The 12,278-nt window shown below is 68.9% G+C and carries 8 protein-coding genes and 1 tRNA gene; 7 read left to right on the forward strand and 2 right to left on the reverse strand.

Annotated elements, in window-relative coordinates:
- Nucleotides 1-118: 118 nt before the first annotated feature.
- Both AB0C21_RS12605 and AB0C21_RS12610 read right to left on the reverse strand, forming a co-directional pair.
- Nucleotides 119-2,494 (reverse strand): hypothetical protein, encoded by a 2,376-nt coding sequence (locus AB0C21_RS12605; protein WP_500204142.1) that lies wholly within the window; start codon nucleotides 2,492-2,494, stop codon nucleotides 119-121.
- 1,173 nt (nucleotides 2,495-3,667) lie between these two features.
- Nucleotides 3,668-3,739, reverse strand: a tRNA-Arg gene (locus AB0C21_RS12610).
- A 115-nt stretch (nucleotides 3,740-3,854) separates the two neighbouring features.
- Here AB0C21_RS12610 and AB0C21_RS12615 point away from each other — a divergent pair.
- From AB0C21_RS12615 to rho, 7 genes are all read left to right on the forward strand, one after another.
- Entirely contained in the window at nucleotides 3,855-4,217 is a 363-nt protein-coding gene (locus tag AB0C21_RS12615) for a response regulator transcription factor (RefSeq protein WP_500204528.1), read from the forward strand.
- A 21-nt stretch (nucleotides 4,218-4,238) separates the two neighbouring features.
- Nucleotides 4,239-4,913, forward strand: coding sequence for a DALR anticodon-binding domain-containing protein (locus AB0C21_RS12620; protein ID WP_500204143.1), 675 nt, complete (start codon nucleotides 4,239-4,241; stop codon nucleotides 4,911-4,913).
- Nucleotides 4,910-6,301 (forward strand): diaminopimelate decarboxylase, encoded by a 1,392-nt coding sequence (gene lysA, locus AB0C21_RS12625; protein WP_149259377.1) that lies wholly within the window; start codon nucleotides 4,910-4,912, stop codon nucleotides 6,299-6,301. The genes AB0C21_RS12620 and lysA overlap by 4 nt, the downstream gene beginning before the upstream one ends.
- The gene (locus AB0C21_RS12630) at nucleotides 6,298-7,602 is read left to right on the forward strand and encodes a homoserine dehydrogenase (protein WP_353817318.1); all 1,305 of its coding nucleotides are present in this window, start codon (nucleotides 6,298-6,300) and stop codon (nucleotides 7,600-7,602) included. The genes lysA and AB0C21_RS12630 overlap by 4 nt, the downstream gene beginning before the upstream one ends.
- 58 nt (nucleotides 7,603-7,660) lie before the next feature.
- Nucleotides 7,661-8,728, forward strand: a complete 1,068-nt coding sequence (thrC, locus tag AB0C21_RS12635; RefSeq protein WP_500204144.1) for a threonine synthase — start codon at nucleotides 7,661-7,663, stop codon at nucleotides 8,726-8,728.
- Nucleotide 8,729: 1 nt separating this feature from the next.
- Nucleotides 8,730-9,671, forward strand: a complete 942-nt coding sequence (gene thrB, locus AB0C21_RS12640) for a homoserine kinase (protein WP_500204145.1) — start codon at nucleotides 8,730-8,732, stop codon at nucleotides 9,669-9,671.
- Between the two features lie 453 nt (nucleotides 9,672-10,124).
- The gene (gene rho, locus AB0C21_RS12645; protein ID WP_500204146.1) at nucleotides 10,125-12,215 is read left to right on the forward strand and encodes a transcription termination factor Rho; all 2,091 of its coding nucleotides are present in this window, start codon (nucleotides 10,125-10,127) and stop codon (nucleotides 12,213-12,215) included.
- Nucleotides 12,216-12,278: the final 63 nt, after the last annotated feature.

The following is a 12,278-nucleotide window of genomic DNA, read 5'->3' on the forward strand; positions in this document are numbered from 1 at the left end:
CGGCGTCGTCGCGGCAACATGCCGACGCCGAGCCACCGCAGCTCGCGTGAACGCTGTGGGGGACGGGTGTTCCGTGCGCTCGGCGAGTAGACCGGCGGTCGTTGATCCGCACGGACGGCTATCTGTCCACCAGTAGAAGCGGTTCCAACGCGCAGAGCTCCTCCGCGGCCACGGCGAAGTCGCGGGTGACCATGCCGGGATCGACCAGTGCAGAAAACTGAGTGGCGAATACATGCCAAATCTTCGCGTATCGATCGCAGGCGTCTCGGAGAATCTCCTTACGCAGCGGATCCCAGCCCCATATGCTGCGGCGCCTGACTTCCTCAAGCCAGGCCTGGCTGTATTCGATCGGCGAGCATCTAGACCGGCTGCGCAATGTCCTGTGCAGGGCCAAGAGTTGCTCGTCAAGAACTCGTGGCAGGTCTTTCATGCGCTTGGCCGCATCGTCCACTTGCGTCCACGCTTGATCGAGGATCGTATTGTCCAGTTCCAGAATCTGTTCGAGTTCCGGGACGGCCGGCGGCAGTTCGAGCCTCGCCCGCAGTGACGGGTCGGTGACTTCGTTGACCTGGCCGAGCAGTTGCTCACGGTTGGGCCAGTTGCGCGCCTGGCTGGCGCATATGGTGTCCATCAGCTTCCAGATCAGTTTTTCCCGAGCGAACCAGTCACCGACCGCGGCAAGGTTCGCCGGGAGATGTGCGGCGCGTTCATGCCAGACCCTCTCCATCGCCTTGCCGATCTGTCCGAGAAACTCCCGATCATAGGCGGTGACCTCGATATCGGTGGGGCGCACCCTCTTCTCATCGCCTTCCTGTGCGATGGGCAGGAGGTTGGGGGTGGCATGAGGAAAGAATTCACGGACGAAGCGCTTGAAGGCTTGCTCTTTTCGTAGTTCTGCCAGATCAGGATCCTCATAGAGAAGCCAGGAGCGTGCTAGCGGCACGTATCCGCTTGTTGAATACTGTACAGCCATTTTCAGTTCCTGGCAGGCGCGTTCGGCCAGCTTACCGCGGTTTCTGGTCGTCCTCATGGCAACAGAGAGGACGCAGCCTGCATTGTAATGTGCTTGCCAATCTCGACGCCAGTGAGGAAGTGGGAGCGACGGTTCCTTGGGGCTGGGGTATGTCAACGATATCTCGTCCAGGTTCATTTTATCCGCGATCGGCACATGTGTTGTCGACAACACGCTCCGGTCCTGCTTCATTAGGAGTTGGTTCACTTCTCTCCATTTTTGCGACAAGCGCAACGGTGCCCAGGCGTCCTTGCCGACCTTCAAAGCTGGCTTGGTCAGTGCAAGCTCTCTCGAGCGGCCCAGTGCCTTCAGGAAGAATCGTGCAGTATTAAAATCCTTGAAGAGTCGACGTAGTTCGAAAGCGCTTATGAGTTGAAAGATGAGCTCTATTTCTTCCTGGTTTGCTCGGCCTTCTCCTTCATCGGAGTCGATCCCCAGGAATTTTTGCGGCAATGCCTGCTCGTGGGACTTATCGTCTGTGTTGTTCTCGCCAAGTCCGCCCCCTGCGCTGTAGCGCTCGGTCAGCGCGGGAGCGAGTGCCTGCCGTATATGCTCTCGAGCGGTATCCCTTGCGGGGGTGCCCTCTGGCTTGCACCATTGCTCGGCGGTAAGTTCGGACGTGCCCAGGATGACCGCGAAGCGATATCGGGCCTGCAGAAGGGCCGGTTTGCACCCATGGAGGCGGGCCGTGGCCCGCTGCCACCAACCACCCCATAGGCGATCATGCTCCTTCTGCTTGCCCAGCCCGGCTGCGCTGATGACGTCGTAATATGTCTCCATGGCGTCCAGATAGAGGCCCAGTTGTTCCTGAACGGTGCCGATCTGATTTCGCAAGTAGGCGTTCTGGGGATCCATGTGGAGCGCCCGGTAGAACTTGTCGAGAGCCTCGTCGAACCTGCGGTTACGAGCGAACTCGCGCCCCTGCTGGTATGCGGCGAACAGTTCGGGCGGAAGGTTCCGATCCCGCCACGGTCTCCAGGGCTGGTTCCTGCCGAACCGGGTGACCGGAATCAACGAGGCCATCACCCAGAAACCGGCGCTGCGGACGGCTTGCTCCCAGCTTTGCTCCCAGAAGGTCTGCATGCGCGACCCGCGGATCGCGTAGGACGTCAGAGTCACGGTGAGCCCGAAACAGGGGTCCGCGTCGCGGACTGTCAGCACTCCGTTGACTCGGTAGGCGATCCGGGGACGCAGACGGCTGACTAGATGCAGCAGGCTGGAGGCCAGATTCTTGGGTTGGAGGTTGACGTCCCCGAGCAGGTCCAGGAAGTTCTCCGCAGGAGCCTCAGCGGGAAGGTTGATCGGAGCGTACAAATCGGTCTCCGACAACTGTCTTTGGAATCGGGCGGTCAAATCCTTGGCCGCGGGCACCGGATCACCCGTGGGGATGTCAGTTTCGAACTCCTTTACATCGATTGGGCCAGGTTTGAAGGCCGTCCTGCCGAGCATGCCCCGCCGCAATGCCCACAACGTCGCGAGCACTAGAATGAGGCAGACGATTCGAAGGCTCCATATAGGGAAATCACGTCCGCCAGTAACCAGGACGTTGAGCCCTTCCAGCCACTTCGCGAACCACTGGGGCGCGTCAGCCGGCCAGCCCTTCGCCTTTGGTTCTGGCTGTGCCTGGAGGCTGCCAGCAAGGTATGGGGAGATCAACGTGAGAACGAGCAGTACTCCGAAGGTGGCGTACCACCCGAGCCAGAAGGATCCGGGGAGCGGAGCCGGATCAGGCCTGCTGCGTCTTCTTCGGTGCGACATGTTCGATCCGCCTAGTAAGTCCGAACCTCAGTCGCACCGTGCCCTCTTGCCGCTCAAGCGAAATCTAATATCGCTCAAAGCTCGCATAAATCCGCGTTACTGCGCCTATAGGCTTCTTCGGGGCGACCTTGACTGGACCCGTGGTACATGCCCGCTCAAGGAAGCCGTGCCTTCGGCGCATCCACATCTGTGGCAATGTCGCACGCCAGTCGATGGTGGGCGGCGGCAGAAGCGTCGGCTCTGTATGAGGCACGGCGGGAGCCGGTCTCAGCTTCGAGTGGACGATGTGGTTCCGCACCCGCCGACCTTTTGCCCGGTCTCACACCGGGGAATACCGAGAGCTCCTAGAGACCATCGTCCTCTCCATGGGGCTGCTGTCCACTGCTCCACCAGCCCCATGGCAGAGGACAGCTAGCGGCTGATGTCAGGTGGGCGGCGCCGGTGAGGCTTGCACCGTCACGTTCGCGCTCCCGACTCGCTGGGCGGTGTGTCACCGTTGGGACGTGGAACCGGCAAAGCTGTCTCCCAAGGATGTCTCTCTCCTGCTCCGCGACCTCTGCATCGACCTCGGGTTCTGCCTGCCGCCGGAGGATCAAGCTTCGCTGTGTGCCTCTCTACCAAGTGACGTAGACGGGTTCACGGCTGCGGTTTTTCGGGCCGAGGGCTTGGATGCGTCGCGACACGCACGTCTCTACGGCCAAGTGCGGGAGAAGGTAGCCGAAGCCTTCGGTGGCTGATCTGGTGGCTGACGGTGGGCCTTGGCGGCGACGCTGGCTGGCGGCATCGTCCGCGTATGGTCCGGGGAGTGGGGCAAGCGGGAGCTTTGCTGCATACGCAACAAACCCCGGCGGCAGGCGGGGTGCCTGGTCGGCCGGGGTCTTTGCTTGTCGTCTGAGGTGCCCCCTGCAGGATTCGAACCTGCGCACACGGCTCCGGAGGCCGTTGCTCTATCCCCTGAGCTAAGGGGGCGCGACGCGGTATGAGGTTACCAGGGTTGGCGGGGTGGCGCGTACGGGGTTGTTCGCCGTGCGGGCCGGGGGTGGAGTGGGCTAACTTCGAGGCCGTGACCGAGCCACTGGGACGCGTGCTGGTCGTCGATGATGACGAGGTGATCCGCCAGCTGATCGCCGTGAACCTGCAACTGGAGGGGTTCGACGTCTCGACCGCGGTGGACGGGCAGGACTGCCTGGACAAGGTGGCGGAGGTCGGGCCGGACGTGATCACGCTGGACGTGATGATGCCCAGGCTGGACGGGTGGGTCACGGCGGTGCGGCTGCGGGAGGACCCCGGGACCGCGCACATCAGGGTCGTGATGATCACGGCGCGGGCGCAGGAGCACGACGTGCGGCGGGGGATGGAGATCGGCGTCGACGCGTACGTGACGAAGCCGTTCGACCCCAACCACCTGATCCAGACGGTGCGGAAACTGGCTGCGGTGTCCAGATAGTGGTCGGCTAGTCTCACCAGGGTGACTCCAGGCGATGCTCTCGTGCGCGCGGTGCGGGACGCCGTGGCCGCGGGGGAGATCGATGTCGCGGTCCCCGAGGAGGTCGTGGTCTTCGGGCGGGGCGGCGGGGTCTTCGAGAGCCCGGTGGCGCTGCGGCTCGGGGTGGATCCGCGGGTGATCGCGCGCCGGGTGGGCGGGAGCGTCTCCGGGCCCGGGTTCGTCAGGGTCGTGGTGGGGCCGGAGTTGGTGGACGCCGTCCGGAGTGATCCTCGTTACGGGGTCGCCCGGGTGCCGCCGGGCGGGTGGAGCGAGTGGCCCCGGACGTTCGAGAATCCGGGGTTCTCCGTGCGTTACGCCTATGCGCGGGCCTGTTGGGTGGGGCGTTGGGCCCGGGAATTCGGGGTCAAGGCCGGGCCGTTCGGGGGTGGGGCGGAGGAGCTCGTGGGGGCTCTGGGGGACATGCCCGGGCGGGCCGCGCAAGCGGAGCGGGAACGGGATGCCAGGCCGCTGCTGTTGTGCTTGGAGAAGGTGGCCGAGGAGTACCACGAGGTGCACGAACGTTGTCCCGCTGTGCCCATGGGCGATGAGGAGCCAGGGGCCGTGCATGCGGGACGGGTCGGCCTGGCGGAGGCCGTCAAGGTCGTCCTCGGCAACGGGCTGAACATGATCGGTGAGACCCCTAGAGAGCGGATATGAGTCGAGTACACCCTGCTGGGCCGCGGCATGCCGACGTCCTGCCGGAGGACCATCCGGCCGGGCCGGCGGAGGACCTGAACGCGCTGGAGCCCTCGGTGTGGCCGCGTAACTCCAAGCGCGAGGAGGGCGTCCTCACCGTTGGGGGAGTGGACGTCAGGGACCTGGCGAAGGAGTACGGGACGCCGCTCTACGTCTACGACGAGGAGGACGTCCGGAGCCGGGCGAGGGAGTACGCGGCGGCGTTCCATGACGGGGACGTCCACTATGCGGGCAAGGCGTTCCTCTGCACGGCGGTCGCGCGGTGGTTGAACGAGGAGGGCCTCGGCCTGGACGTGTGCAGCGGGGGTGAGCTTGCCGTGGCGTTGGCGGCGGGCTTTCCTACCGAGCGCATCACGTTGCACGGGAGCAACAAGGCGGCCTGGGAGCTGGAGAAGGCCCTGGAGGTGGGGGTCGGACGGATCGTGCTCGATTCGTTCGAGGAGATCGCCCGCGTGGGGTACCTCGCCCAGGAAATGGGTGTCCGGCCGAAGGTGATGGTGCGCGTCACCACGGGTGTGGAGGCGCACACCCACGAGTTCATCGCCACCGCGCACGACGACCAGAAGTTCGGCTTTTCCAGGAGCTCCGGGGCGGCTCTGGAGGCGGTCAGGCGGGTTCTGGAGCTGGAGCAGCTCGAACTGGTGGGGCTGCACAGCCACATCGGGTCGCAGATCTTCGATGTGGACGGGTTCGAGGTGGCCGCGCACCGGCTGGCCGAGCTGCTGGTCGCCATCCGGGACGAGCACGGGATCGAGCTTCCGGAGCTGGACCTGGGCGGCGGTTACGGCATCGCGTACGTGCCGGGCGAGGAGCCGCACGACCCGAAGTCGATCGCGGACGGGCTGCGCGACATCGTGGCGCGCGAGTGCCGGGCGTACGAGCTGTCGATGCCGCGGCTGACCGTGGAGCCCGGACGGGCGATCATCGGCCCCGGCGGCGTCACGCTGTACGAGGTCGGGACGGTGAAGGACGTCGAGGGCCTGCGCACGTACGTCTCCGTGGACGGCGGCATGAGCGACAACCTGCGGACGGCCCTGTACGGCGCCGAGTACACCGGCGTGCTGGCGAGCAGGTCCTCCGAGGCCGCGCCCATGCTCAGTAGGCTTGTCGGCAAGCACTGCGAGAGCGGCGACATCGTCGTGCGGGACCTGTGGTTCCCCGAAGATCTTGCGGCGGGGGACCTCGTCGCGGTCGCGGCGACCGGTGCGTACTGTCGGTCGATGGCCAGTAACTACAACCATGTCCCGAAGCCGGCCGTGGTGGCCGTGCGGGACGGCAGGTCGCGCGTGATCGTCCGCCGGGAGAGCGCGGAGGACCTGCTGCGGCTGGATGCGGAGGTCGAAGCGTGAAACCCGGACTGCGCGTGGCGCTGCTCGGTTGCGGCGTGGTCGGCACGGAGGTCGTCCGGCTGCTGAACGAGCAGGCCGACGATCTGGCGGCGCGCGTGGGGGCGCCGCTGGAGCTGGCCGGGATCGCCGTGCGCAGGCCGGACCGGGTCCGCGCGGGCGTCGACCCGGAGCTGCTGACCACGGACGCGCAGGGGCTGGTGACCAGGGACGACGTCGACATCGTCATCGAGGTCATCGGCGGCATCGAGCCGGCCAGGACGCTGATGCTGGAGGCGATGAAGACCGGCAAGTCGGTCATCACCGCCAACAAGGCGCTGCTGGCCGAGGACGGCGCGACGCTGTTCGCGGCGGCGCGGGAGTACGGCGCCGACCTGTACTACGAGGCGTCGGTGGCGGGCGCGATCCCGCTGCTGCGGCCGCTGCGGGAGTCGCTGGTCGGCGACCACATCCACCGGGTGCTCGGCATCGTGAACGGCACCACGAACTACATCCTCGACCAGATGGACACGCACGGCGCCGGTTTCAACGACGCGCTGGAAGAGGCGCAGGCGCTCGGCTACGCGGAGGCCGACCCGACGGCCGACGTGGAGGGCTTCGACGCGGCGGCCAAGGCGGCCATCCTGGCGCAGCTCGCCTTCCACACGCCGGTGACGGCCGCGGACGTCCACCGGGAGGGCATCACCGAGGTGAGCGCCGCCGACGTGGCGGGCGCCCAGGGCATGGACTGCGTCGTCAAGCTCCTGGCCATCTGCGAGCGGATCCCCTCGCAGGACGGCCGGAACGGGCGCGGGGTGTCGGTCCGCGTCTATCCGGCGATGATCCCGAGGTCGCATCCGCTGGCGAGCGTCCGCGAGGCGTACAACGCGGTGTTCGTCGAGGCGGAGTCGGCCGGGTCGCTGATGTTCTACGGCGCGGGCGCCGGCGGGGCCCCGACCGCGTCGGCGATCCTCGGCGACCTCGTCGCGGTCGCCCGCAACGTCGTCGGCGGCACGCCCGGCCCGGTGGAGGTCACGTACGCGAAGCTTCCGGTGCTTCCGATGGGCGAGACCGTCACGCGCTACTACATCCAGGTCGACGTGACGGACGAGGCCGGCGTCCTCGCCACGGTCGCCGAGGAGTTCGCCAGGCACGGCGTCTCCATCCAAGCCGTCCGGCAGGTCGGGTCGGGCGAGGAGGCCCAGCTCGTCGTCGTGACGCACCGGGCGCCGGACGCGGCGCTGTCGGCGACGGTGGAGGGCCTGCGCGGGCTGGAGATCGTCCGCGAGGTGACGAGCGTCATGCGCGTCGAAGGGGACGAGTGAGGCGGAGTCCGTCCCGATAGACTTCGGGTGACATCGCAGGTCAGCCGAGGAGACCGACGTGAACGCGAACGCCCGCGCGTGGCGCGGCATTATCGAGGAGTACCGCGACCGGCTTCCGGTGACGGACGCGACGCCCGTCGTCACCCTGCTGGAGGGCGGTACCCCTCTGGTGCCCGCCCACCGGCTGTCCCAGCTGACCGGTTGCGAGGTGTTCCTCAAGGTCGAGGGCGCCAACCCGACCGGTTCGTTCAAGGACCGCGGCATGACGATGGCGATCAGCAAGGCGGCCGAGGACGGCGCGAAGGCCGTCATCTGCGCCTCGACCGGCAACACCTCGGCGTCCGCCGCCGCGTACGCGGTGCGGGCCGGGATGACCTGCGCGGTCCTCGTCCCCAACGGCAAGATCGCGATGGGCAAGCTGGCCCAGGCGCTGGTGCACGGCGCCCGGCTCCTGCAGGTCGACGGCAACTTCGACGACTGCCTCGAACTGGCGCGCAAGCTGTCCGTCGACTACCCGGTGGCGCTGGTCAACTCGGTCAACAAGTACCGGCTGCAGGGCCAGAAGACCGCCGCGTTCGAGATCGTGGACGCGCTGGGCGACGCGCCCGACGTCCACTGCCTGCCCGTCGGCAACGCCGGAAACATCTCCGCCTACTGGATGGGCTACAAGGAGTACGCCAAGGACGGCGTCTCCTCGCGCACCCCGCGCATGCTGGGCTTCCAGGCGAGCGGCGCGGCGCCGTTCGTGAAGGGCGAGCCCGTCCTGAAGCCGCAGACCATCGCCACCGCGATCCGGATCGGCAACCCCGCCTCGTGGGACCTCGCCGTGGCCGCGCGGGACGAGTCCGGCGGTGCGATCGACTCGGTCACCGACCGGCAGATCCTCGCCGCCTACCGGCTCCTCGCCCGGGAGGAGGGCGTCTTCGTGGAGCCCGCCTCGGCGGCGAGCGTCGCGGGCCTGCTCCAGGCGAGCGAGCAGGGCGCGGTCGCGGCCGGGTCCCGGGTCGTCTGCACCGTGACGGGCAACGGCCTCAAGGACCCCGACTGGGCCATCTCCGGGGCGCCCGCGCCGACGACCATCAAGGTCGACGCGCACTCCGCCGCGTCCGAGCTCGGCCTCACCTGAGGTGGGCTGGGCTGACGGCCCGGTGCTGGTGCGGACCCCCGCGACCAGCGCCAACCTGGGCCCCGGATTCGACTCGCTCGGCCTCGCGCTCGCGCTGTACGACGACGTCGAGGTGGAGGCGACCGGCGGGGGGCTGTCCATCGAGGTGGACGGCGAGGGCGCCGAGGTCGCCGACCGCGGCGAGCGGCACCTGATCGTGCGGGTGCTGCGCCGGGCCTTCGACGTCCTGGACGAGCTGGCCGGAACCGGTCCCGCCCGCCCGGACGGCCTCCGGCTGCGGTGCCGGAACCGGATCCCGCACAGCCGCGGCCTCGGCTCGTCGTCCGCCGCGATCGTCGCCGGTATCGTCGCGGCCCGCGCGCTGCACCCCGCCGGGAAGCTCCTCGACGACGCCGGGGCGCTGCGCCTCGCGACGGAGATCGAGGGCCATCCCGACAACGTCGCGCCGTGCCTCGCCGGCGGCCTGACCGTCGCCTGGACGACGCCCGGCGGCGCCCGTTCGGTCCGGCTGGAACCCCAGGTCAGGCGGGTCGTGGCCTTCGTCCCCGAGCAGCGGCTCGCGACCGAGCGGGCCCGCGGGCTGCTGCCCGAGACCGTCCCGCACGGGGACGCCGCCGCCAACGCCGGGCGCGCGGCGCTGCTCGTCGCCGCCCTCACCGGCGGCCTGGACGCGGGGATCCTGCTCGACGCGACCGAGGACCGGCTCCACCAGGGGTACCGCGCGCCCGCCATGCCCGAGTCCGCGGCGCTCGTCGCGCGGCTGCGGGACGCGGGCGTGCCGGCGGTGATCTCCGGCGCGGGACCGACCGTCCTGGCCTTCACAACCGCGGCGCAAGTTGATTCGATGGGCGGCGAAGTGGGTAAAGGCTGGCACGAACACCCGTTGGACGTCGCGACCCGCGGCGCACACGTCGTGTCCGGCGAATCCGGGACCCGGGCCTGACGGCGTCGCCGGTGGCGGGGGCCATGCGTCGCTCCGGCCGGTGCCCGTTCCGGCTCGATCCCACTAGGTAAAATGCGAAGACATCGACCTCTGGGGAATAGCAGTGTGCCCTGGTGATGTTAGGCTTATTGCCGCACCAGATGCCCCGTTCGGGGCAGCGTGCTCGTCAGCCGCGCGTCACCTTTTCGGCCCTCCGGTCGTGTCGGTCCCGCGTACCAGGCTCCCCGACACCGTGACTTCCCGTTGTCAGGCATTCCAGCGAAACTTCGGACGTGGCGGTACCGGGGACACGCACGAGCGGAACGTCCCGTCCACCATCTGGCTGTGCCCAGAACACGCAGATCCCGGTTCCATCGTGATCAGCGGAGCCCGATCCGGCGCCCCCGCCGGGCCGCACCACCGGGTCGACTGGCCGAACGCCGGCCAACGCCCGCGCCCTGGGAAGGACCCTTAGTGAGCGAATCCAGCGAACTCCTTACGGACGCAACCAGCACGGAAACCGCCGCCGCTCCGGCCGGCGCGGAGCCCGCCACCCCCCGGCGCCGCCGCGGCACCGGCCTGTCGGCCATGGTGCTCCCCGAGCTCAAGGCGCTCGCGTCCAGCCTCGGCATCACCGGCACGACCGGGATGCGCAAGAGCCAGCTCATCGCCGCCATCCAGGAGAAGCAGGGCGGCCAGGGGCAGGGCTCGGCGGGGGGCGAGCAGGGAGCCGCTGCGCCGGTGGCGACCGAGCGCCCGCGCCGCACCCGCACCGCGGCCAAGCGCGAGGTGTCCGAGGAGCAGGTCGCCATCGCCGGCGCCGCGCCCGTGGCCGCGCCCGAGAGCGCGCCCGCGTCCGAAGCCGCGGCCCAGCCGGGCACGGCGGAGAAGGCCGGCCAGGGCGACAAGCAGGAGAAGGCCGAGCGGCAGGGCGGTCGGCAGCGGGGCGACAAGCAGGACCGGGGAGCTTCCGAGGGACGCGGCGACCGGCAGGGCCGCGACCAGGGGCGTGACCAGGGCCGCGAGCAGAACGTCGAGGACGGCGAGTCCCAGGGCGGCCGTGACGGCAACCGCGACGGGCGCGAGGGCCGCGAAAGCCGCGACGGCGGCGGGCGCCAGCGGCAGCGCGGCGGCCGGGAGCGCGGCGAGGGCCGCGACCGGGGCGAGCGCGGTGAGCGCGGTGACCGCGGTGACCGCGGTGAGCGTGGTGACCGCGGTGAGCGTGGTGACCGCGGCGAGCGTGGTGAGCGCGGCGACCGCGGTGAGCAGGGCGGCGGACGCCAGCGCGGCCAGGGCGGCGGCGGTCAGGGCGGCGGCGGCCAGCACGACGACGACGACGGCAGCGGCCGGGGACGGCGCGGGCGCCGGTTCCGGGAGCGCAACCGCGGCCGCGGCCGCGAGCGCTACGAGGAGCCGGTGATCACCGAGGACGACGTCCTCATCCCCGTCGCGGGCATCCTCGACATCCTCGACAACTACGCCTTCGTCCGGACGACCGGCTACCTGCCCGGCCCGAACGACGTGTACGTGTCGCTGGCGCAGGTCCGCAAGAACGGGCTGCGCAAGGGCGACGTCATCACCGGCGCCGTCCGGCAGGCGCGCGAGGGCGAGCGGCGCGAGAAGTTCAACGCGCTGGTCCGCCTCGACACCGTCAACGGGATGGAGCCCGACCAGGCCAAGGGCCGCGTCGACTTCTCCAAGCTGACCCCGCTGTACCCGCAGGAGCGGCTGCGCCTGGAGTCCGACCCGGGCATCCTGACGACCCGGATCATCGACCTGGTGTCGCCGATCGGCAAGGGGCAGCGCGGCCTGATCGTGTCGCCGCCGAAGGCCGGCAAGACGATGGTGCTCCAGGCGATCGCCAACGCGATCACCAAGAACAACCCGGAGTGCCACCTGATGGTCGTCCTCGTGGACGAGCGTCCGGAAGAGGTCACCGACATGCAGCGGACGGTGAAGGGCGAGGTCATCCACTCGACCTTCGACCGTCCCGCCGAGGACCACACCACGGTCGCGGAGCTGGCCATCGAGCGCGCCAAGCGGCTCGTCGAGCTCGGCCACGACGTCGTCGTGCTGCTCGACTCGATCACCCGCCTGGGCCGGGCCTACAACCTGGCGGCGCCCGCGTCCGGCCGCATCCTGTCCGGTGGTGTCGACTCGACCGCGCTGTACCCGCCGAAGCGGTTCTTCGGCGCGGCCCGCAACATCGAGAACGGCGGCTCGCTGACGATCCTCGCCACCGCGCTGGTGGAGACCGGGTCGCGCATGGACGAGGTCATCTTCGAGGAGTTCAAGGGCACCGGCAACATGGAGCTGAAGCTCAACCGGTCGCTCGCGGACAAGCGGATCTTCCCGGCGGTGGACGTCGACCAGTCCTCCACCCGCAAGGAGGAGATCCTCATGGCTCCGGAGGAGCTGCGGGTCGTCTGGCAGCTGCGCCGGGTGCTGCACGCGCTCGACACGCAGCAGGCGCTGGAGCTCCTCATCGAGAAGATGAAGGAGACCAAGTCCAACGCCGAGTTCCTGCTCCAGGTGCAGAAGACGACCGTCTCCGACGACCGCTGACACGCGCCGCGCACGCCCCCGTCCGGACCGTTCCGGCGGGGGCGTCGCCGTCGGTGCCTCCGG

The organism is Spirillospora sp. NPDC049024, from assembly GCF_040649235.1.
GTDB lineage: Bacteria > Actinomycetota > Actinomycetes > Streptosporangiales > Streptosporangiaceae > Spirillospora.

What these genes read in the sequence shown, in the direction of transcription:
- lysA (WP_149259377.1), top strand. Translation starts at nt 4,910, where the DNA reads ATGAGTCGAGTACACCCTGCTGGGCCGCGGCATGCCGACGTCCTGCCG.